Here is a 22,383-nt window from a genome sequence, read left to right on the forward strand (position 1 = left end):
ATACCAAATAAAATTAAAATCATAATCCCCCATTTCCAATTACAGATTAAATTTTTTATACTTAGATATTTTATGTATATAGAAATTCTATGTATTAAGACATAATAATATTATTACCATAAATAAGCAATAGTTATTGAACAAACCTGCCACGTTAGTTCAAGAACAAAAAGCCACCCCGTATGGCAGCTGGATCTAAAACTCTTGCCCCTTTTAGTTGATTAACCCTTTTACATTTTTGAAATGATAAAATTTGGCGATATCATTCTTATTTAAGAATTTTGCTTAATCATTTCTTCTACATAAGTTAGGAAATTAGTATATGGGGAGCTTCCTTTCAAGAATTGCGATACCACGAACAAAGGTAATATAACTATATCCCTCTTCCTAGAATAAAGAACACTCTGTGTTTCGATATTATTGTACACTCCATCAAGTTTGGGAGAATAATTGTATACAGAATCAAACTCATACCAGTAAAAGTCCTGCTTGATATTATTTTTAATAACCTCACCAATATATGCACCTATACGCACCACGAAATTATCAAAATGCTTATTCAACAGTTCAGTACCCATTTCCATATTCATTAATCTTTTTGTATACATATCAATATATCGAACGCTTTCAATAGTGAAATCTAAATTTCTTTTAGTAAGGTTCTCTTGATCCCAGGAATCGTCTGAGACATCCTGATACATTAATTTCGCAATACCTTTTAAATCATCTTTTTTTAATTTTGTTCTGTTTAAGAAACCAAACATACGATGGAATTTCTCCTTTATCAATTGTTTACAAGTTAAGCTATGCTAATTATATCTCTTATTCAGCTATCTGTCTCGTTAGTGGAACAAGAAAAAAGCCGCCGAAGCAGCTGGTGATCTTAAACTATCGCACCCATTACTTTAAGTATAATATTTCACAATAGTGACAATGTAGTTGCCTACTCCTTGTATTGAAAACCAATCTCCCAATGGAAACCAAATGGGTCAACCAAGCGTCCCACCCGCCAACCGTGTGCATCTTGCACAGGAAAAACTTCTGATGCACCAGCAGCTAGAGCTTGCTGAAATACCAAATCTGGGCTTTGCACTGTCAAGATCATCCGAACTGCATTGCAGTTTTCCGCTCCAGTATCTTCACTTACCCAGAATTCCGCCCCGCCTACTGCAAGCCTTGACACAATAGCACCACTTTGATCCTCTATATGATAGACTTCCTTTGCTTGAAAAGCACTTTTGTAAAATTCGACTGCTCGTGCTCCACTACGTACCGACAGCCAAGGAGCTATCGTACATACTAACGAAGAAATATCTGTCTCCTTCACGTCAATCAACCTCCTTTCCCAGCTTTCAATAGCCTAACAATTGGTTTACGTCAAACATTATAAACTACAATCAAATCAGAAAGTCATATCCTCTATCTTCTTTGCAATCATGGTCGTAATTAAATGGATTATCTTTTATCATCAGGCGTTGTTGTACTAACCTGTCCGTTACTTCAATAAGATTAGTGATCCAACTATACCTTCACGGAACCATAATGACCTGAAACTCATTTCATTTAATCGTTAAATCCATATCGAGGGTTATGAAATCCTGCGAATAAGCGAGTATTCGTGAGAAAATCGTATTAAACTAAGTGAGTTGAACAGGGTGACATCTCTTATTTGAATACCTCGTCTATTTCATTTCTGTCGTAATCTAATATCCAATCGTTGTATTTTTCATAAACATCTCTTATTGTTTCGGGAGAGGTTGCCAATAAATCACAACCCCTGTCATCATAAACGTAAAATATAGTTTTCCTGTTTATGTTTATAAAATAGACGCTATTAAAAATACTTGGTCTTATTCCCATATCCTGATTACAGATTGCTTTTAACATAGGAATGTATTTGAAGTCAGACGTTTTACATTTTAAAGTAAATCTATGTGTTTTATAAGTTCCTTCTTCATCATCGTCAGGAAAAATATAAGGAATGGTTTTTTGGTTTAACCCATATAAAACTGATTTTTCTTTAATATAGCGAGAAAAGGTTTTTGATTTATGTTTAAAACCATCTGCATAATCGTTTACGTCAACTACGATATAAATATCATCGTTATGAGAATGCAAGGATTTAAATAAAGCGATAGCCCTTTTATATACTCCTTGTAGATATGGGCTATTTTCATAAGCGTAATCACTATCATAGTCCACACCTAATTCATAACGGATACCAATTTTCCAACTATAAAACAAGGGTGGTCTAAGTTCTAAGTTCGGGAAATTCTCATTCATAAAGTCGTTTAAAAGCATTTTGCACCCCGTTAATTTCCTTCATTGTACAATCTTTTTAAATTATAAGGTTAGCCAGAAGCAGGCGGGCAAAGGAAAAAGCGATTCAACCTAAAGCTGCGGCTGCACGTAATCCTTTTGAAAGACAGTCTATCAGAGTCATATATTAAGCCTTGGTATGTATATTAAAATGATTCTTCAATACAAAGAGCATCTAGCAAAGTTAGAGTCAGAGATGGATGCCCTCGCTAAAGATATTGAAGAATATAATATCATCAAATCTATCCTGGTATTGGAGAAAAAATCGCTGCAACGATTATTTCCGAAATTGGGGAGATAGATCGATTTACAGATCCTAAATAGCTGGTAGCTTTCGCTGGAGTTGATCCAAGTGTATTCCAATCTGGTAAGTTTACAGCCACAAAGAATAGAATCACATAACGAGGGTCAAGTAGGGGATTTCAATAACACATCCAACAGCTCTATAAAACCCACCAATTGCCAAAGTATATGATGCTAATAATGGTGTTGAAGAAAGTGATTCAGTAAGTATTCTGAACGTACTAACAGCAAGAATAAGAAAACTACATACAAGTGTAAAAATTATCCTATTTTTTTCATTATTCAACCCTTCTAGAAGCAAATAATTACCTATTCCAAATGTTAAAATAAATATCTTTTTGCGTTAACAAATATTCGACTAAACTTACCTTTACTTCAATAAGAAATGCCATACATCCTTCTTGCAGTATGACACCCGTTTGTTGCGAAAAAAATTAAAAACTCATTCTGTGTTCAACTTGTTATAAAAAATATCAGATAGAATACCTAATAAACCAATTATTAAAATGAACAAACCATAAATCATGGAACCACCAAAAAATGTATGATATACACCAATTCCTGTTGTCAAATAAGCAATAGAAGCAATTATAAATCTTCTCATTTTTACCCCCCTACCTATCTATATTTTTTTAAACTATCCTGCTTCGTAAGCACAATAAGAAAAGCAATCAAAATGACAGCTGGTTCTTCAGGTATCGCACCCGTTAGCTTAAGTGCAATTTGTCACAAACTCTTTATAATAAAGCATTATCATCATATAGAAATTGATTGGTTTTACTCAGAAAACTCTTTGTTTTTGAGGTGTTTTTTTATGAATCAGTTTTACAATAGTTAAGTTAAGCATTAAGAATACTCCGTATCCTATAAGTATTCCGAATGTATTTAAAATAACATCATCAATGTCGGTACTACGCCCAATAAACATTTGAATAATTTCAATAAAGCAAGTTACTGTTAAACCTAAAAAAAAAACTCTTTTAAAGGAATACCACTTTTTCCATATTAAGGGGATGAAAAAACCTATTGGTGAAAACAACAGTAAATTGGCAGAAATATTCAAAAGTGATACGCTATTCCAATCATCAACATTCGTATTTGTTTCAAAAATATATTGATAGAGAGTGTGAAAAGGTATTAGATTTACCTTAGAAATTTCATTTGAAAAATGAACATTAAAAAAGAATTCACCAGTATCACTAACTATCCCCATATTCCAATTTGGAATGATTGTTTGGGAAACTAAACCAACAAGATATAGAACAAAAATTAACATTAGTATTTCATTCATTATCATTATTTGATTTTGTCTCTTCTTTAAAAGAAAAATTCTCCCAACAACATAAAAAGGTAGTGCGACAATAATATATCCTATCATCCTCTGTATGTACAATAATAATAAGCCCATATTACGTTCCCTTCCTGACGGATTATATTTATCTAAATTATACCACTTCTACTAACACTAAACTGCTTCGTTTGTTCAATAAGGAATTCAACAAAAAAGATGCCTAATCCCTCCTGGATTTAAGCATCCGTTAAACAGCAGAAGGTTTCTTAGTCAAGAACTGCTCCAATCGTATTACGGCATTTAATATATATCAGAAGGTTCAAGCCTCAAAATAAATTCTTCAACATCCTTGCCTCTTGCGTAGGAAAAACCCTTATCTTCAGAGATGATTTTAAACCCGCATTTTTCCAATACCCTGATGGAGGCGAGATTATCTTTAGCTGCACGAGCATAGAGAGGGCGTACCTTAATATACTTCAGGAAATCTAACAACGCTTTAGTTGCAATACCTTGACCCCAATATTCCTTCCCAATCCAGTAGCTTACTTCGGGTTCGCCGAACTGTTCAAAGTTCGAGACGTGTCCAGTGACAATGCCATTGAATAATATGGTCTTAATTGTGACGGTTTCATCAGCGGTAATTTTTGTCCAATGGTCAAAAAATGCGTCCTTATCAGTGGGGTCTTTAGTTGTAAATGCAGCCATATAGTTCGCCGTTAAATCAAGTTGTTGTTCGAAAAAGATAGGAAGATCTTCCTCAGTGATATCTCGTAGCTTCACTTCGCTTTTACTAATGGATTCCATATAATTCACAAACTCCTAGACATATTTTAAAAAATAAATTCTTCTAAGTTTAGAGAAACTCCTTCTTCAACAATCCTGCTTCGTTAGTGGAACAAGAAAAAGCCGCCGAAGCAGCTGCACACCCGTTTACTTTAGGAAGATTGACGCAATTATAACTCCAATTACGAGTACAAGAATAAGTATCCCCGTACCTTTCCAACCTAAGCTGCCTACTAAATCTGCAAGACCTCCACTTTGAGCTCTATTAAAAGCATCGTTCAGAGTACCTGTCGGATTTCTTTTTAATTCTTCTTGTCTTAATCTCTCTCTTTTTCGTTCAGGAGTTTCTTTGTTTTCTTGCACTTAAGCACCCCCTATAAATTAAACAACCATTTTTTATATATTTTACCACAAATAAACATTATCCTGTTGAACTATCCTGCACGTTAGCTCAATAACAAAAAAGGACCGCCGCAGCAATCCCCGTTCTTCAACTCTTGCCCCCGTTACTTTAAGTACAATTCTTCACAAACAACTCAACTTTTTATTAATTATGTAGTAAAAAAACAACCGTGGAGCCATTGTCCATAAATCGAAATTTGACTAACAAGTTAACTACTAATTTCTTGTGAAAATCTCAACAAATAACCATCTGGATCTTGAACGAGAAATTCAATTTCTTTTATTACTGTCTCATTAGTTTTATATTCACTAACAGTAGGTTCTCTAAATAGCGAAATTTCATTTTGAATTAATCTTTCAACTATGGGTTGAATATCATCCGCTTTTATTTGAAAGTTAATGCCTCTGCCAAATGGATATTCTAACAACCCTGTATTCCAATATCCATTAATTTCTTCAATCATGATTTGTGCTCCGTCAAGTGATAAAAAAGCAAATTTATCATTTGTTCTTTCATATTCTAATTGGAATCCAAGTATCTCTATATAAAACCATTTTGACCTCTCAATATCCTTAACTGATAACTCTGGAATTAAAGCATTGAATTTCATTCTCTCACTCACCTTCCTTATTGTATTAAAGCTACCCGTTACTTTAATAACTTTTTTTATATTCTATTTGTAAAAGACCATATACATCGACATCTTCATACATATTTTTTAGAAGTCTATTTTGCCTTAATGTTCCTTCTTTTTGTAATCCAGCTTTCTCCAAAACTATTTTTGATGCTTTATTTCTGGAAATGGCTGATGCCCAAATTTTGTTTAGATTCAATTGAGTGAATCCAAATTCTATTATCTTATGTACTGCTTCCGTAGCAAACCCGTTCCCCCAATAATCTTTTCCAATCCAATAACCAAGTTCACCTTTATTATTACTATTATCAATCCTTATTGTAATAGTTCCTATTATTTCGTTTAATTCATTTGATACTATTGTTAAAGGGTATTCAACTCCCTTTTCGATTTGTTCTGGCTGGACAGCAATCCAATCCTCAGCATATTCCAATTCGTATGGATGTGGAAGACCGAGAATACTTGCTAATTCTTTGTTATTTGCCAAATCTTTAATTCTACTTGCATCTTCTTTTTTGAAAGGCTGTAAAGTTAAACGTTCAGTTTGTAATTTTAAAAACATAATTTAGCACCTTCTTTTCTTAGACTTCTTTTCCCCAAGATTTATTAATTTCCTTAAACTATCCTGCTTCTTATATACAGTATCAGCAACAAATCCTTGGAATGGTGCACCTTTTATCTTTGTTTATATGTATCTATTGATAGGCGTTTAAGGACTTGACTTGGAGCCTCCGTGGGTACGATTTGTCTTGAAAGGCTGAAGCAGTTGTTTCATCAGGCAGCCAAGCCTATCATACCCACCCCTCCAAATAAAGTCCTATGTTTGTTAACGTTGAAAACTATAAATACTTACTGAAGATAATAAGTAAACAAAGGTAGAAAATAGGCTATTTTTGTTTCGTTATTTACGATGAATACGGTCAAAAATCATACTGTATATAACTGCTTCTTTAGTTGAATAACGGTAATGAAACGGACTGCTGAAACAGTCCGTTTGTAGGTACTACCATAAATTACTTACTTTTCTTGCTAAAATAAGGACCGCACAACCCAGTTTCATGTGTTTGTATGTACGTCCAGTTAAATCCTTTATCTACAATATAAATATCTTGTTCATTTATTAGGTCACCAGTATTAAAAACCGAGGCAGTTTCTAAAAACATCACATAATCTGAATGCTGATAAAAAACATAACAATTATTCTTTGGCTCATTATTAAATGCGGCTTCAGCTTTTTCTCCTTCCAAACAATCTTTTTTCTCATAACTAAACAAGTGCCATAAATAGCCGCAATAACCACCAGTATCAAATAGGTAAATAGATTTCTTATCTTTATCGTTTAAATGATTTACAAAACTATTCTCCCATTGCTTTCGGAAATAAGGTCCCCATTTTGGAATTTCGGTTATCTTTATTTTTTTTGATTTAAGTCTATCGTATAGGTCATTCATTTTTTACCCTCCATAAATAAGGTGAAATTCGCCATAAGAAACGAAAACCCTTCTTCAAGTAAACTGCCCTTTACTTGAAGAAGAAAGGAGCTTTACCTTTGTTTCACTAATGCACCCGTTAGCCATCCATGCAGTACAAAATCAGTGCTGCACCACAGAGAATGAAAATGGTTAGGAAGTGTCAATACTGATACTGACCTTAATCCAGTCAACCCTAATCCATAGAGTTATTAATTACCGCTCTCCTCTTTTTTTAACGATTGAGCAGGGTCTTCTTAAGTATTGTCATTTTTCTATTCTTGAAGAAACTTATTTTCATGGTAGATTAAGTACATCCTTTCACAAACCGCATAAACTTCCTTAGCAGAACAACAATCAATTTGAAGTGGAATAAGTTATCAATACACCTTTGGGGGACAGACATACTATAAAAAATAATTAAAGAGAAAAGGAACCAATAAAACTAAAATAGAACCTATACCAAAAACACATATCACTTTTATCATGTCTTTTTTTATGTCCTTTTTCAAGATAACACCACCTATAACACAATTGTAGTTAACTGGCTTGTTTAACAAGGAAAAGGAGATGCCTAAGCTGCAACTCCTCGTTTAACTCTTGCACCCTTTACTTTAAGTACAATTCTTCACAATTGCACTCGTTCATACTATAAGAATTTAGTAATCTTATTATTGAGATTTCAATTTGATAATACGTTCACTAATAAACCCCACTAACATCCCAACTACGATTGGTAGTAGAGCAATCTCAGTATCCGAGAGTGAAATTTTCAATTTAAGAAAATCAATATCAGCTATAAAGCCTATTATATATAGTAATATCATCGTTCCAAATGAAGCCATTAACGGAATACAAAAGGACTTACTCACAACTCCACCTCACATTTATGTATTAATTGCTCAACTAAAGCACCCGTTACTTTAAGCACAATCCTTCACAATTTTTGGATTCTACAATCAACAAGGAAACGAAGAGAGATGTAGTGTACTTTAATAAGTATAAAATTAATGGTGGTTGCTGTTCGAATTAATGAGACTAACAGCAAGCTATTTTACAATTTCTAATTGGTGTATAATAGTGTCAAGAAATTTTATATTAACGGAGGGTAATGAAAATGAAGATTTTGTTTGATGAAACATTCACTTCAAATGACGGAAAGCGAAGAAGCAGGAATATTTGGTATGGTTATGCTGATATATCTGTTGATGGTGAGTAGGGAAAAACATTAAGCTTAATGAAGATATTATGGATAATTTATGCGAAATAATAAAAAATGACTTATCTAAGAATGCAGCAAATGCGCCTACTGAAACGAACTGGTATTTCTATGGAAGTGCTGTAACTCAGGACGCTATTGGCGACAATATCCGTCCGACAATTATGGTTCGTGAGAGATCTGACGAGTTTATAACTAATATTAATATCAGTGACCACGATTTTGCTGTAAATATTGATGCTATTCTGTTGTTTAAGGCGGATTTTGAAAAACGTTTAGCGAGTCATTGATTAGTAATATCAGTATAAGCATTTTCAAACTATTTGAGGGGGTGATTTCATAATGAATTCATTCTCCTTTTTCATGTGGTGGGAGTCTTTTTGTTTGGAGTAAAAGGACAATTAAAAATACAGATTGTGAATAATTACACTTAAATTAAACTGACTCTTTACTTGAATAAGGGAAAAGTGAACCTTCATTATTGAAGAATCGCATCCATTAGTGCAATAAATTGTTTTAAATTTCGCTAAAAATGTGACCTTCATTTTCTAGGACGACTTGTGCCTTTTCAATCGAATGGCTTTTAACAAGCAGGTAATCCGTATTAAAGGTTGAAATAGCAAAGATACTGATTTTATTTTTGGCTAACGGATTCGCTAATGAAGCTAATATTCCAGTTAAGCTAAAGTCTAAAACTCCCTCTACTTTTATACACTTCCAACCGTTTTCAACATCCATAAATGCTTCATTCATCGGTAAACTTTCAGAAGGACACACGATAGATAGTTCTTCATCTGTTCGAGTAATAGAAATTACATCGGTGTTTAATGCCCACAATGGTATTGTTTCAGTTGGGGGAAATTTCACAACGGAAAAATTTGAATCTAAAATTTTTAATTTCATTTTCAGCACTCCCTTTAGAGTTATCTTGTCATTTTTTAAGAATAGCTTTAATGTTCTCTTGTATAATACTTGCAATTTCTCCTGAATTATATTGGTTGCTGGTTCTTAATCCTTTAACAAGGTTTTGTTGTCTTTCTATCGAATGATTTTGGTTTAACTTCCATTTTCCTTCAATTTTATTAATTGAGATTTCAAATCCAACTATACCTTTCATTAAACCATCTATAAATTTATCATCGAATTGAGCATTCCACGGGTTAGGTAAAGATGCTTCATAAAAATTTACCGTCTTTTCCATTAATTCAACCAATTTTTCTTTTTCATTTATAATTCTAACGGTTCCATAGATATGAACTGCTACATAATTCCAAGTAGGTACAGTATTATCTTCGTTATACCAAGTTGGTGAAATATAAGCGTGTGGTCCAGAGAAAATCACCAGGACTTCTTTATTGTTTAAGGATTTCCAGTGGGGGTTTGGTTTTGCCATATGCCCTATTAATACATCGGCTTCACCTTTTTTTTCATCAATTAAGAAAGGTAAATGTGTTGCGAAAGGACCAAATTCTTCTTGGGAAAATAAAATTCCAAAACTGTTTCTTTTAATAAAATCATATAATTTAATTTTATCGTTAATTTCAAATGCTTTTGGTATGTACACAATTAATCCCCCAACTTTATACGTTTTTTATAATTATACAGTTAATTGAATTAACATACAATATATAACTATCATTCTTATTGTACTAACCTGCAACGTTAGCGTGAGTACATATTTTCACAAACTTTATTTCATCTTGACATAAATATCCAATTATAATGTCTATTCTACGCATTTTGTAAGTCTTTTTGTAAATCAAATTGTAGGGGTACAACAGCCATTGTACCCCTACAATTTTTGGGGGTATTTTTCCTATACAAATTTTTAGGTAATTTCCGTAAAAATGGCTATTCACCAATAAAAAATGAGTGTCAATTTCATAAGCAAATTGGCACTCATTTTAACTTATATTTTTAATGTGTTTGCGATAGGAAACGCCAACCCGTTATACCATGGCGTCCCTCTTTTACAAATCTATTCAGATCAATTCTAAAAAGGAACAGATCGTTAAGATCCCTTTATCAAAGTTTTCTAAGTTAAAATGTTCATTCGGAGCATGGAGATTTTCATCTGGCAAGCCAAATCCCATTAAGACAACAGGTGAATTTAGGGTATGGCTGAAATCTGATACAATCGGAATCGAGCCCCCTTCTCTTTTATAAACAGGTGCCTTTCCATAAACCTGTTCATAGGCTTCAGCCGCTTTTTGAATCATCGGATGATCGATTGGGGTTAAGAATGGATTGCCCGTATCTTGAAGTGTCACTTTTACCGTGCATCCTTTTGGTGCTTGTTCTTCTAAATGCTTTTTAATTAAGCCCTGGATTTTTTCTGGATTTTGATTATTGACTAGTCGGCAGGTGATTTTGGCATGTGCCTCGTTCGGAATGACGGTTTTTGTGCCTTCCCCCTGAAATCCACCCCATATGCCGTTTAATTCTAATGTTGGCCGGGAACTGATTTTCTCAGGATATGGGTAATTATTTTCCCCACCAGTTAATTCCTCTAAACCTAATTGTTTTTTTAGCTTTTCTTCATCAAAGCCCAGTGCTTTAATTTGTTCCTTCTCAAATTCTGTCAATTCTAAAACATCCTCATAGAACTGATCCACATTTACTTTTCCGTTTGCATCATGAAGAGTAGAAAGCAACTGCACTAACAAATGGTTAGCATTCTGAACTCCCCCGCCAAACATGCCCGAATGCAAATCCGTATTCGCCGTTTTAAGGGAAACCTCAAGCGCACACAGACCTCTTAAAGAATACGTAATCGCTGGAACTCCTCTATCCCACATATCAGAATCGGATATGACCACCACATCACAGGCTAGTTTTTCTTTATTTTCGGATAAAAACTGTGGAAGATGAGGACTTCCGATTTCTTCTTCTCCTTCGATGCAAAATTTTAGGTTTACCGGTAATTTATTTTCTACGTTCAGTAGTGATTCGACAGCTTTGATATGTAAGAACGTTTGCCCTTTGTCGTCTGTTGCGCCTCTGGCAAAGATTTTTTCATCTCGGATATCTGGTTCAAACGGAGGTGTTTCCCATAAGTCTATTGGGTCAACGGGCTGTACGTCATAATGACCGTATACTAAGACAGTTGGTGCATTTTCCTGATGAAGCCAGTCTGCATAAATAATTGGATGACCTTTTGTTTGTACGATTTCCGCGTGTTCCATTCCAATGTTTTGTAACTTATTGGCGATCCAGGAAGCTGCCTTTTGCATGTCCTCTTTATGCTCAGATAAGGAACTTATGCTTGGAATACGAAGTAATTCTTTTAATTCCTCAACATTTTGATGATGATGCTTGGATACAAATTCGGATAATTGACTCATGTACTCACCTATTCTTTTATATTTTCATTTCTATTTTACACAAAAAATGAAGAAGAAAATAGAAAACCAGCTCAAAAAAAAAAGAAGAGAGTTGATTTGAACAAATAAAAGTGCCTTTTTCTAATAAGGTAGAATACTACAAAAACACCATTGATTATTATTTACGTATTTATTCGTACTTGATCCTCGCCTTTCATATACCCAATCACTTTGAACACTGCTAAAGTAGGGTATAGCAAGTATGCCAAGATTGTTACTCCATCATTCTCCCTAAAGGACCAAGAATGTATTTGAGAAAAGTAATAGGACCTTGTACGTTTTCTAGGTTATGAAAGGACGCCAAGGTCGACAAAAACAGGATAACAGCAAATGTTAGCCTGTCTGCCTTCGAGGAATTTTTTAGCTGTTTTCGTTCGAAAAGAACAATGAACCAATTAAGGACTTGCACCAAAAGAACGGTTTTCCAATCCCATTGCATTAATCCTTCACCTCATCTCTTGGAAGTGCTGCTGGCGGACCAACATAACCAGGTCTCCTTACTTGCGCATTTACCGTGAATTTAACTTCTACCTCTGGAAACTTTTCATCCCATTTGCTCCTTACTTTCCTCCATTCCTTTGGGTATTTTTGATGAAATTTTCTCCCGAAATTAGTGACATCCACTTTATATTCTTGTTGGAGCTTTTCAATGGTTTGCGTAACCCTTTCCTTTACGGCTACTTCAAAGTCCTTCGTAATATTTGTCATCACATCGACATTCATTAGATTTAAATGCGTTTCGTTTTGAACAATATCGCCTTCAATAGCAATACTTACATTCAACATCCAGCGACCATCCTTGATTTGGGGGCTAACCTTCATTTTTCCTAACGTCGGTGTCATGGTAATGTCTCCATCCTCACCTTTAGGCTTAATCGATATTGTGCTCCTTCTTACATCATCCTTTAACCACAATAAGCCTCGAGTTTCTTTAAGATTCAACGTTCCGACCATTTGATCCTTTTTAAAAATAGCCGTCCCATTAATAACAGGGATCGTTTCATGCGGCTTCCTTGCCTTTTCTTTTGAAACTAATTTTTTTATATAGGGCATAGACACACTTTCACTCTCCCCCATTAAGCCCATATCAACATCTCGTAATGTAGTGATCAATCCACTCTCACTTTCTGTTAATTTCCTCAGCGCTTCCCCTGAATATCGTTCTAATGGTGGGACTAACGTTAAAAGTTGCTTTGCTTCCCCTTCACTTACATATAAAAAGGAATTCCCCCTTGGATTTGGATGGCGGGCCAAATAATCTACTGCATCTCGTATCCCGCTTTTCGCCTGTTTTTTTCCAAATATATAGATTTTACATTGGCCCCAAAATAATTTTCTCGGAACATTGACTTGTAACATCGAAACAGCATTTGCTAGATTATCTCCTATTCCTTCACGAACAAAAGTAGCCCCTTGGCTTAGGTTCTCCCCAGATTGTCCACTTACAATGGCACGAGGGATAAATATTTGAACGGAAACTCTTGTTTTCCCATCGTCTAATCGGTCGATCGCTGTGGCTGTAATAATGGCTAGATCTTTCAATTCTACTCGATCTGAGCAGCCAGATAGAGTCAATAAACATAAGCACATGATGAAAGAGAGTTTTTTCTTCAAGTGCTCCCACTCCTTTTCCTTCGTGCTAAGGCAATGATGAGTAAAAATAATGGCAGTACTGTCTGAACAAGGATGGAGTAGAAAGGCTGAATTCTTGTTAAGTAGTCTACAAGTACCACCATATTAGGAATGTCCCAATAACTTATTAAGACCAAAAGAAGACTTAAAGGAAACACGACAATTCGGTAAGAAGAGAGCCTAAATACCTGCGCTAAACCCAAACTCGCTACATATAAAAAAATAGAGATTTTCACAAAATTCCCAAGAACCCATGAAGCGGTAAAAACTATTTCAAAGTTCTCGAAAAATCCCATTACCGAAATCGCACGGATAATAGTATATACAGGATAAAATTGATTGACGGACGAAACACCCAATAAGGTAAGGACAAAAAAGTTAACATATGTGAAAATAAGCATCACGTAAAGAGATGCTTTCATCCCAGCCTTTAACCCCTTTTTTGGATGATGGAGAAATGGAAAAATAAACGATAGAAGAAAAAATTCACTGAACCATGCACTATGTACCAATCCCCCTTTTATGACAGGAAGCATTCCATTCTCTAGAATTGGAAGCATGAATCCAATATCAATATCCTTAATTAAAAGAAGGAGAAATAAAGACGTGCTCATGTAGATTGTGGTGCAAATAACAGCAGATCTAGCAATCACTTCTATCCCGCCACAGACCGCTAGTGCGCTAACAAACATGATGCCGATAGTAAAGACAATAGAAGGAGTATCAAACATGACATTACCAGAAATGAAATTACCATATTGTCTGACTACTGTCGCAGTGTTATCAATATAAAAGCAGACAAGAAAAAGACTAAAAACCATGCCGAAGACTTTTCCAAGGATTTTTTCACTATATTCAATAGGTGTCAATTTCGGAAATAATTGATGGAGCTTCCATACAATGTATACCGTGATAAAACCAATGATAGAGCCTATTATGGGCGTCATCCACATATCATGCCGAGCGAATTTTCCAGCAATCGATGGGATTGAAAGTATACCTGTAGCTACAATCGTTGGAATCATTATAAACTCCAATTGGATAGTTGATATTTTCCCTTTTTCCAGCATGTCTAAATTCACCACCTAGCTTGACTTATTCACCGCCTTTATTACTCCCAGGCTTTAAATTTGGTCCTTGTCTTACAGCATTGTATTCTCCTGTCAAATGAGGACGATGATTCATCTTCCATAATGGAGAGCGAATGAGCGTATCCTTTAATGAATATTTTTGTACAGTCGCGATAGGACTCAAATAGGGGAGCCCAAAAGATTTTAGTGATGACAAATGGATAATGAGGATGATTAACGCTAGCATCACGCCAATTTATCCTAAGGTGCCTCCTAAAATAATGATAGGAAACCTTAGCAATCGGATCGCAAGGCCCATCGAATAGCGGGGAACCATAAAGGAAGCAATCCCCGTAATACTCACCACAATAATCATGGGTGCACCCACAATTCCTGCTTGAACGGCTGCCTGACCAATGACAAGTGCACCGACAATACTGACTGCTGACCCCACCTGTTTAGGAAGACGGATTCCAGCTTCCCTTAATGCTTCAAAGGCAACTTCCATTAGTATCGCTTCCACAATAGCAGGAAAAGGGATCCCCTCTCGAGCGGAAGCGATACTGATTAGCAGATCTGGTGGAACCATTTCCTGATGAAACGTTGTAATGGCCACATATACAGCAGGGAGGAATAAGGATGATCTTCAATGAATTGCTCAATATATCCACTTTCTAATACCCCATCTATATTTATGGTTTGAAGGCGGTTTTCGATTTCTTCAATTAATGTTATGTCTACCAATCCCTCAATATAAGAAATCACAACCTTGGTTTTCGTATACTTGCCGACAAGGATGGTCTTCATCTTTAATGCCGGGTCTTTGATAATCCGACGCAATAACGATATATTGACACCGAGGGATTCTGTGAAACCTTCTCTCGGTCCTCGAATTGCGGTCTCAGCCTGTGGCTCTTCGATCGAGCGCTTTTCAAATTTTACTAAACCCAAAGAAAATACCTCTTCATACCCATCAAAAAGTAAAATCGGGTTACCGTTACCAATGGCATCGATACAAGCGGAGAACGTAGAAATCTTTTTTATATTGGAAATCGGTAATCTGTTTTTTACAGAAAGAAGGAAGTCATTTTCATCAAACTCGTTTTTATCTAATAATGTTTCAAGTACTTGTTCGTCTAGCTTTTGAGTATCACTTAAACCATCTATATAAATAATGGTAGCGTTTTTCTCACCAACAACAAAAGAACGAAAGATCACATCTGAACTTTCTTTGTATAGAGAGGAGAAGAATTGGATATTTTCTTCAAGCCTTTGGGATAAAGGAATGTCCTCGTATGTTTGTTGAGGTACTGTTTGCGCCTTCGTTATTTTCTTTACAGGTCCCCTTCTAATTCGAATCACCCCAACCTCCTCCTTTAGCTTCACCTATATAGTTAAATTTCCTAATATTATCAAAAACTATACAAATTGGAAATACATTAAAAAATTGACGCAATAAAAAAAGTGCCTGGCACTAGTCGAAATTTGTAACATTCGACAATGACAGGCACTAGTCGAAATTTGTAACATTCGACAATGACAGGCACTTTATTTTCATCTAGTGCTCTTTCAAGTTCTTGAAAACCTAATTTTCTGTAAAAAGATTCTAATGAGCGTTTGATAATTTGCTCTATGGTTTTATTGTCCCTTTCTTCCATCTCACGAATCCGCATTGTTTTCTTCATCCCCCATATCTATATAATTTTTTATATTATTGGCTTTGTTATTGACGTTTCCCCAATACTTTTTGAAAATGCACTTAATTAATATTTAACAATTGTGATCAAGTTCAGCTTGTCAAAAATCTAATTATACAACGGTTGAAATGTTAAGAAGTGCATAAAGAAAGACCTCAAGTATGAGGTCGGCGTATCGTTAAATTAATTTGACTTTCTGAGTAATACTTTTTGAATCTTTATTTGATGTTTTTTGTAATAGGCATTCTTTTTCATTTTTTCACTATTAAGTTTTCCAATTACAAAACGAACGTCTTTATCATTCATAATTAAGTTTTCAAATTTATCATTATCAAGATATTTTTGAAACCATTGATATTCTTTTAGGAAATTTATATTCTTTTCTATTTCTTCTTCCGTTACATCCTTTGTTAAGGAAAATAGAATTGTACCTATAGAACCTAAAAGTTCAAGCAAAGCTCCCAATGCTTCCACCCCCGGAGTAATTCTTATTTGAATACTTTATCTATTTCGACCTTGTCGTAGTCTAATATCCAATCATTGTATCTAATATAGATGTCTCTTATATATTCAGGTGAGGTAGCAAGCAAATCACACCCTCTATCATCGTACACGTGAAAAATGGTTTTCCTTTTAATATTTAAAGAATATATCCTATGAAAAATACTTGGTTGGATTCCTAAATCTTGATTGCATACTGCTTTTAACAATGGAATGTATTCAGATACTAACGGTATTTTTTTGAAACCACAAATTCAGTAATTGGCATAGTTATCCAAGCTAACCCAATTACAATAACAAGTGGGATATTCTTTATATCATTCATTGTACTTACTCTTTCCGAAACAACTAAGACGATTATCATCAATAAAAGTAATAGATAATAACTAATTTTTGAACTTAAAAGAGTGATATGTTTCTCCAATTCATCTTTTTCTCCTTCGTGTTTTCCATCCATTTCACCCCAAGTAATAGATTGGAAGAGAAAACCAACTCCTAAAAATACAAAGAAGAGTGTGGAAGCGTTAATTATTTCTTTTGTGATCCATTCGTATATCCCATAGCCACCAATTGCAGTAATAAGCACTAAAGAACAGATTAAACTAACTTTTTTTACAGTTGTCACTTTTTCTCATTCCTTTCATATTTAAAAATAAATAATTCTTCGATAGAAATACCTAAAACATCAGATAAATTAAATGCCAACTCTAAACTTGGGTCATACTTATTATTTTCAATGGCATTAATTGTTTGCCTTGTTACTTTACACAAATCTCCTAATTTGCCTTGTGAAAAACCGTTCTTTTCTCTGTATTCCTTGATTCTATTTTCCATCACTAAGCCACCTTTAGATTTTGTAAGGTGTAAAACATTCTTTACACCCTGATTATAAAATAAGATAAATGAGGTGTCAAATATATTTTACACTTCATTTATCTTATAAGTTCTTGCTATTTTTCTTTATTGTACTAAACTGTACAGTTAGTTGCACAACAAAAAAGGCTTTACCCTTGTTAAAGTAAAGCACACAGTTCAATCACACTTATAAATACATAATCATAAAGTCTACATCAAAATAAAGATTATTTTTCAGCCTTAAACCTTTTTTCTCTGTACCAAAAACTTCAAATCCCAATGAGGAATAAAGTTTTTTTGCTGGTTCATTTGTTGAAACAACCGCTAAATATACCTGTTCCAACCCTTCTATATTTTTTGCTTTCTCTATTGCTTCTCCCATTAAAGCCTTCCCAATTCCTAAACCTCTTATGGAATCAGAAACATACATTGCTCCAATATGTGCCCTATGTCTTAGTTTATATAACTTTTCTACATATAAAGTAATGACTCCAACCAGTTTTCCCTTCTCAAAAGCTCCGTAAGTAAAAGAGTCGTTCGATTGAAACTCGTTTTGATATTTTTCAATAGAAAAGTCTTTTTCTTCTTCATAACTGGAAGCAAATGCTTCTGGAATATTTTTTAATGATTCGAGTCTAATGCTACGATACTTTTCTGCATCCTCTAATGAATTTAAAATTCTAATTTCCACTATTTTTCCCCTTTAAACAATTAATCTATTTGTTTCATTACAATAAAGTTATTACTTGTTGTTAAGTTAAACTGACAATTAGTACAACAAGAAAAAAGACCGCCGCAGCGATCATTTTCTTTAACTCTTGCACCCTTTTGTTCAACAAGCATTATTTCTTTTTAGAAGATTTAAGCCCAATAATAATAACAACAGCAACAATTACTGCGAACCATATATACCAATCCATTTGATTTCCTCCTTAACTGACGAAAAATCAATATGATGATTTGTAAAATAGCAGCAACATTTCGGAAAACAGCCATATACTAAGAGTTATGCTCTTTACACCAAAATATTCCTTATTCCATGAACCTACTACGTTAGCTTAATTACTTCCACAAAAAAGAGCACTTCTCATCCCAGAAAAAATACTCCTTAGTGTGCAATAAGAAACTTCTAAGAAGAAATTAAAGTGTACAATCGAAATCATCTCGCTAACTTTCTTTTTTTAAAAAAAGAGGAACTAACATGGCAGCTCCGATGATTAGGTAAAAAACTACAAAAACACCATCAATTATTAATTGCGTATTTATTAGAACTTGATCCTCGCCTTCCATATACCCAATTACCTTGAACACTGGGGGGAAGACCCACAAAATCCATTTAAAAAACATTGATACGCCTATAATAGATTTTGAGGCGAGTGAAACGACGATGATAAATACAGCAGATAGCCAGGCGTATTTTTTTGATGCAAGTTTGGTAGCCGAAAACAGGGTTCCTACTAATATTCCAAATGTCATAAAGACCAAGTGGCTATAAAATGCATAAGCATATAGCTTGATCGACATATTCCCTTTAAAGCTTTCTGTCATGATGGGGAAAAAGATCGCAAACAAAAGTAAAGGGATCATGACTACTAGAATCGTTAGCCATTTGCCAAATAAGTAACGCACCTTTCTTCTAAGATGAGAGATTAACATATGCTTTTCGCTTTCTTCGTCCAAAGTAAAAATGGACTTGGTAATCCATGTCATAATTAAGTACATTGCTATAGAAGATACTGCATAACTACTAAGGATTGGTACATTTTTATAGGCATATAAAATAAACACCGATGCAAAAAAAATAACAACTGGTGGGATAAATTTTAAGGATCGAACATAACTTATAATTTGATAACGTACAAATGCTGACAACGTACTACCTCTTCTCTGTTAGTTCCAATATTGAACATTCCCGTTCAAGTAACATAGTCAAAATCTTATCAGACTCTTTAGCTAAAACAATGATTTCAACAGAATCTCCCCCTACAAATTCATGCCTAATAGACGGAATCTCTGCTAGTATCTCCCTAGTGGGGATTTTTGCTCTTATCAATCTTACTTTCTCTTTTTTGATTGTAGTTGAATCGGAGACAATTCTTCCACTTTCTACAGTAAGAACCCTATCGGCTAATCCTTCAATTAGTAGCGACTCATGTGCAGTGAAAATGATCGTTTGATCCCTTTGGAGTGTGTTTAGCTGATTCAAAAGTTCAATTTTCGCCTTATCATCTAACCCAGTTAGGGGCTCGTCTAATAGTAATAAATCGGGGTTATTTAGTAATGACTGGATAATTCCGGCTTTCTGCTTTGTGCCTTTTGAACAATTTTTTAAAGGGGTAGTTAGGAATTCTGTAATGGCAAACTGTTCAGCATACTTCTCAATTCTTTTTAAAATTCCTTCATCCGAATTCGAAGACATTTTACCCATTAACATTAAATAATCCTGTATGTTAAATCGGATATTTTCTGGAAAGTGTTCTGGTACATAGCCAATGTTCAGTTGGGCTCGCTTCACTTGCCCTTCCGTTTCTGTAAAGATACCACCAATCAGTTTCAACAGGCTGCTTTTTCCCGATCCATTTTTACCTGTGATCGCTACTCTTTCCCCTTGTGAAATGCTTATTGATACTTCATTAATTAGCATTCTTCCATCTATCTTTTTGCAAGCATTATTTGCCTCGAATATTTTCATTAAAAACCACTTCCATCTTCCTACATTTTACTTACAGAAATTCTCAAGCAAAGTCGAAAGCCTCCTTTTTCCTCCAGGTCCCTCTCTTAGAAAATAACACGCTTCTTCAATTATACAATAATTTCCACACGGGTTGGAATTATCAATTTTTCTTTTTGTCCACGTATCGTGATCTCTTCACATTTCCTTTTTTAAAAGCTCTGTTATAGATTGGTGTTGATTTTTCATGAAAACTTTTTGGATGAACCCTATTCGTGCCCGCTATAGCTTATTTTTATGGTTTACGGTAACGAATAGGTATTATTCGTTACCGCTATAGTCCATTTTTGTGGTTTACGGTAACGAATAGGTATTATTCGTTACCGCTACAGCTCATTTTTTGGTCTATGGTAACGAATCGACTTTCTTGTATTTATCAACACTACCGTTTAACAGAGCCATTTTAAAAAATTAAAAAGGACTCCCAGAGGAAGCCCTAAACATTTATATTCTCATATTAATTGTATATACTTCCTTTACGATGCATCAAATCCACCATCAACCACTATTATTTCACCTGTAATAAACCCACTTGCCTCAGATGCTAAAAACATCCCGACTCCTTTTAGCATCGCGAAGGCTAACATCACAGCACTCCTAAATAGCATAATTTCCAATTATAATAAAAAATAGGCTACAAGGGTTCCGATAATCCACATGCAGATTGCAAATGGCATATTCTTCAGGGTAATACGGAATGGGCTTTGCTCAGTACCCATAGCGGTTAATGTAACTAGCAACCCATATGTTCCTACTGTGAAGGTTGCAACAGACCCCGTTATTAGGACAAGGGCAATACTAACAGGATTCATCACTTCTAATAAAGGTGTAATGATTCCGGTTAATATACCCACAGTAGCGATTGGGTGAATACCGAACATACTTAAGAAAACAAAGATAAATTGGATAAGAAATAAGATTAGCATTGGATAATCTGAAACAAAGGAAAGTGGTTTTTGAATCACTTCTAAAAACGATGTATCTCCTAAACTAGTAGAAAATAATGAAAGTGAGATAAATAATACGATAAAATTCTGCATTGTATTTGTCTTTGTCTTCCAATTATTCCAACCAATTATCCAAAAACTTCTCCGTCTTTTCATAAGTAACGACCAAATGAAAGCAAATGGGAAGATAATCATCGTTACAATTAATGTAAAGTTTAAATGAAATAGATTTCCAAGCAAAATAACAAGTATCAGGAATAAGATCAGTGCAATAATGAACTGTATCATTTTTTTCACTAATTCTTTTCTATTGATTTTTGGCTGTTTATTTATACTCACTTGTTCAAATGTGTATTTTTTATAATAAATGCGTCCAAAAAGAGCGTCTAATAAATAGGCAATAACCGCCATGAAAATTAACCATGGCAATAGGGTTACATAATCAACACCGGTTGCAAATATAGACACTGCGACCATAATCTCTAACGGACTCCACAATAGTGCTAGTGAGTAGCCTCTTAAGGATGCTGTTGTAATAAATGAATTACGAATCTCTTTACTAAAAGGAGCCAACGTACTCTTAAGGACATCCTGTGAGATTGTCGCAGCTGATAAATTTAAAAAAGCCGCAAGTATATGCGTAGTTAGGGAACTCCGAGGATATAATTTACCTAGATCTGCGACATTCACTTTCATAAGTAGATTCAAATTCCGATCAAATCTTCCACTCCGAACAATGCTATTCATCCAAGGCAGCATGGCTAAAAGTGTCAATAGAGACAGATTCGAAGTTAATAAACTAGGAATAACATGGAAAGATTGACCTGTGGTAATGAATAAATATCCACCTATGATTAGGAATGATCCTCCAAGAATTTTGAAAAGTCGTGATGCCATTGGGAATGACACAATGAGCATTAAAATAGCAAGTATTCCCAGTATGTACTTTATAGTCTCACTATCTATAAAAACATTAATAGTTTGGATCAAAAATACGAATGAATAAAAAATATAAAGATAGCGAGACAATGGGTATTGTTTCATTTTTACCTCCTTAATTGTGGGGGTCTTCTTACGCATTGACATATTTCTTTATTTGAAGAAATATATTTTCATGGTAGTTGACCAAGGTCGATTTTAAATAAG

The 22,383-nt window shown here is 34.5% G+C and carries 27 protein-coding genes and 3 pseudogenes; 2 read left to right on the top strand and 28 right to left on the bottom strand.

Features of this window, described 5'->3' with window-relative positions:
- Nucleotides 1-272: 272 nt before the first annotated feature.
- The 3 genes from BLR86_RS22095 to BLR86_RS22105 form a co-directional block, all read right to left on the bottom strand.
- Nucleotides 273-764 carry a hypothetical protein gene (locus BLR86_RS22095; RefSeq protein WP_090766865.1) on the bottom strand — a complete coding sequence of 164 codons (492 nt, stop codon included), beginning with the start codon at nucleotides 762-764 and terminating at the stop codon, nucleotides 273-275.
- Between the two features lie 179 nt (nucleotides 765-943).
- Nucleotides 944-1,327, bottom strand: coding sequence for a VOC family protein (locus tag BLR86_RS22100; protein WP_090766868.1), 384 nt, complete (start codon nucleotides 1,325-1,327; stop codon nucleotides 944-946).
- A gap of 338 nt (nucleotides 1,328-1,665) precedes the next feature.
- Nucleotides 1,666-2,283 (bottom strand): DUF3885 domain-containing protein, encoded by a 618-nt coding sequence (locus BLR86_RS22105; RefSeq protein WP_139185700.1) that lies wholly within the window; start codon nucleotides 2,281-2,283, stop codon nucleotides 1,666-1,668.
- A gap of 71 nt (nucleotides 2,284-2,354) precedes the next feature.
- On the opposite strand from BLR86_RS22105, the pseudogene BLR86_RS22110 reads away from it, so the two are divergent.
- Nucleotides 2,355-2,718: pseudogene (locus tag BLR86_RS22110) on the top strand (transposase); the annotation flags it as partial.
- 346 nt (nucleotides 2,719-3,064) lie between these two features.
- Here BLR86_RS22110 and BLR86_RS26290 read toward each other — a convergent pair.
- The 8 genes from BLR86_RS26290 to BLR86_RS22150 form a co-directional block, all read right to left on the bottom strand.
- On the bottom strand, nucleotides 3,065-3,226 hold the full coding sequence (locus BLR86_RS26290) for a hypothetical protein (RefSeq protein ID WP_175493013.1): 162 nt from the start codon (nucleotides 3,224-3,226) through the stop codon (nucleotides 3,065-3,067).
- A 177-nt stretch (nucleotides 3,227-3,403) separates the two neighbouring features.
- Nucleotides 3,404-3,919, bottom strand: coding sequence for a VanZ family protein (locus BLR86_RS22120; RefSeq protein ID WP_217642423.1), 516 nt, complete (start codon nucleotides 3,917-3,919; stop codon nucleotides 3,404-3,406).
- A gap of 294 nt (nucleotides 3,920-4,213) precedes the next feature.
- Nucleotides 4,214-4,717 (bottom strand): GNAT family N-acetyltransferase, encoded by a 504-nt coding sequence (locus BLR86_RS22125; protein WP_090766877.1) that lies wholly within the window; start codon nucleotides 4,715-4,717, stop codon nucleotides 4,214-4,216.
- Nucleotides 4,718-4,843: 126 nt separating this feature from the next.
- Nucleotides 4,844-5,059, bottom strand: coding sequence for a DUF6366 family protein (locus tag BLR86_RS22130; RefSeq protein WP_090766880.1), 216 nt, complete (start codon nucleotides 5,057-5,059; stop codon nucleotides 4,844-4,846).
- Nucleotides 5,060-5,307: 248 nt separating this feature from the next.
- Nucleotides 5,308-5,709, bottom strand: a complete 402-nt coding sequence (locus BLR86_RS22135; protein WP_090766883.1) for a bleomycin resistance protein — start codon at nucleotides 5,707-5,709, stop codon at nucleotides 5,308-5,310.
- Between the two features lie 43 nt (nucleotides 5,710-5,752).
- The gene (locus BLR86_RS22140) at nucleotides 5,753-6,295 is read right to left on the bottom strand and encodes a GNAT family N-acetyltransferase (protein ID WP_090766886.1); all 543 of its coding nucleotides are present in this window, start codon (nucleotides 6,293-6,295) and stop codon (nucleotides 5,753-5,755) included.
- 451 nt (nucleotides 6,296-6,746) lie between these two features.
- The gene (locus BLR86_RS22145; RefSeq protein ID WP_090766889.1) at nucleotides 6,747-7,184 is read right to left on the bottom strand and encodes a DUF4275 family protein; all 438 of its coding nucleotides are present in this window, start codon (nucleotides 7,182-7,184) and stop codon (nucleotides 6,747-6,749) included.
- 689 nt (nucleotides 7,185-7,873) lie between these two features.
- Entirely contained in the window at nucleotides 7,874-8,074 is a 201-nt protein-coding gene (locus BLR86_RS22150) for an ATPase (protein ID WP_090766892.1), read from the bottom strand.
- 376 nt (nucleotides 8,075-8,450) lie between these two features.
- Between BLR86_RS22150 and BLR86_RS22155 the strand changes: the two genes are divergently transcribed.
- Nucleotides 8,451-8,711 (top strand): hypothetical protein, encoded by a 261-nt coding sequence (locus BLR86_RS22155; RefSeq protein WP_254782421.1) that lies wholly within the window; start codon nucleotides 8,451-8,453, stop codon nucleotides 8,709-8,711.
- 226 nt (nucleotides 8,712-8,937) lie between these two features.
- Here BLR86_RS22155 and BLR86_RS22160 read toward each other — a convergent pair whose 3' ends face one another.
- The 17 genes and pseudogenes from BLR86_RS22160 to BLR86_RS22235 form a co-directional block, all read right to left on the bottom strand.
- Nucleotides 8,938-9,324 (bottom strand): ACT domain-containing protein, encoded by a 387-nt coding sequence (locus BLR86_RS22160; protein ID WP_090766895.1) that lies wholly within the window; start codon nucleotides 9,322-9,324, stop codon nucleotides 8,938-8,940.
- Nucleotides 9,325-9,352: 28 nt separating this feature from the next.
- Nucleotides 9,353-9,985, bottom strand: coding sequence for an FMN-binding negative transcriptional regulator (locus BLR86_RS22165; protein WP_090766898.1), 633 nt, complete (start codon nucleotides 9,983-9,985; stop codon nucleotides 9,353-9,355).
- Between the two features lie 418 nt (nucleotides 9,986-10,403).
- Nucleotides 10,404-11,765, bottom strand: a complete 1,362-nt coding sequence (locus BLR86_RS22170) for a dipeptidase (RefSeq protein WP_090766901.1) — start codon at nucleotides 11,763-11,765, stop codon at nucleotides 10,404-10,406.
- 477 nt (nucleotides 11,766-12,242) lie between these two features.
- Nucleotides 12,243-13,418 (bottom strand): Ger(x)C family spore germination protein, encoded by a 1,176-nt coding sequence (locus BLR86_RS22180; RefSeq protein ID WP_090766907.1) that lies wholly within the window; start codon nucleotides 13,416-13,418, stop codon nucleotides 12,243-12,245.
- A complete protein-coding gene (locus BLR86_RS22185; RefSeq protein ID WP_217642424.1) occupies nucleotides 13,415-14,521 on the bottom strand; it encodes a GerAB/ArcD/ProY family transporter in 1,107 nt (368 codons plus the stop codon). Before BLR86_RS22185 ends, BLR86_RS22180 begins: the two co-directional genes overlap by 4 nt.
- A 10-nt stretch (nucleotides 14,522-14,531) precedes the next feature.
- Nucleotides 14,532-15,095, bottom strand: a pseudogene (locus BLR86_RS26985) (spore germination protein).
- Entirely contained in the window at nucleotides 15,074-15,868 is a 795-nt protein-coding gene (locus tag BLR86_RS26990; protein ID WP_368086814.1) for a spore germination protein, read from the bottom strand. The pseudogene BLR86_RS26985 and the gene BLR86_RS26990 overlap by 22 nt, the downstream one beginning before the upstream one ends.
- 77 nt (nucleotides 15,869-15,945) lie before the next feature.
- Nucleotides 15,946-16,191, bottom strand: coding sequence for a hypothetical protein (locus BLR86_RS22195; protein ID WP_139185698.1), 246 nt, complete (start codon nucleotides 16,189-16,191; stop codon nucleotides 15,946-15,948).
- A gap of 195 nt (nucleotides 16,192-16,386) precedes the next feature.
- Nucleotides 16,387-16,668: a hypothetical protein gene (locus BLR86_RS22200; RefSeq protein ID WP_090766916.1), complete on the bottom strand. Its 282-nt coding sequence runs from the start codon at nucleotides 16,666-16,668 to the stop codon at nucleotides 16,387-16,389.
- 23 nt (nucleotides 16,669-16,691) lie between these two features.
- Nucleotides 16,692-16,922: pseudogene (locus tag BLR86_RS22205) on the bottom strand (DUF3885 domain-containing protein); the annotation flags it as partial.
- An 8-nt stretch (nucleotides 16,923-16,930) separates the two neighbouring features.
- Complete coding sequence (locus BLR86_RS22210) at nucleotides 16,931-17,329, bottom strand: hypothetical protein (protein WP_090766921.1); 399 nt, start codon at nucleotides 17,327-17,329, stop codon at nucleotides 16,931-16,933.
- Nucleotides 17,326-17,538 (bottom strand): helix-turn-helix transcriptional regulator, encoded by a 213-nt coding sequence (locus BLR86_RS22215; protein WP_090766924.1) that lies wholly within the window; start codon nucleotides 17,536-17,538, stop codon nucleotides 17,326-17,328. Before BLR86_RS22215 ends, BLR86_RS22210 begins: the two co-directional genes overlap by 4 nt.
- Before the next feature lie 208 nt (nucleotides 17,539-17,746).
- A complete protein-coding gene (locus tag BLR86_RS22220) occupies nucleotides 17,747-18,250 on the bottom strand; it encodes a GNAT family N-acetyltransferase (RefSeq protein ID WP_090766928.1) in 504 nt (167 codons plus the stop codon).
- A 476-nt stretch (nucleotides 18,251-18,726) separates the two neighbouring features.
- Nucleotides 18,727-19,431, bottom strand: a complete 705-nt coding sequence (locus tag BLR86_RS22225) for a hypothetical protein (RefSeq protein ID WP_090766930.1) — start codon at nucleotides 19,429-19,431, stop codon at nucleotides 18,727-18,729.
- A gap of 4 nt (nucleotides 19,432-19,435) precedes the next feature.
- Nucleotides 19,436-20,251 (bottom strand): ATP-binding cassette domain-containing protein, encoded by an 816-nt coding sequence (locus BLR86_RS22230; RefSeq protein ID WP_090766933.1) that lies wholly within the window; start codon nucleotides 20,249-20,251, stop codon nucleotides 19,436-19,438.
- 515 nt (nucleotides 20,252-20,766) lie between these two features.
- Nucleotides 20,767-20,877, bottom strand: a complete 111-nt coding sequence (locus BLR86_RS25820; protein WP_254782422.1) for an SDR family oxidoreductase — start codon at nucleotides 20,875-20,877, stop codon at nucleotides 20,767-20,769.
- A gap of 30 nt (nucleotides 20,878-20,907) precedes the next feature.
- On the bottom strand, nucleotides 20,908-22,281 hold the full coding sequence (locus BLR86_RS22235) for a hypothetical protein (protein ID WP_090766936.1): 1,374 nt from the start codon (nucleotides 22,279-22,281) through the stop codon (nucleotides 20,908-20,910).
- Nucleotides 22,282-22,383 lie beyond the last annotated feature (102 nt).

It is taken from the genome of Bacillus sp. OK048 (assembly GCF_900103525.1).
GTDB lineage: Bacteria > Bacillota > Bacilli > Bacillales > Cytobacillaceae > Neobacillus.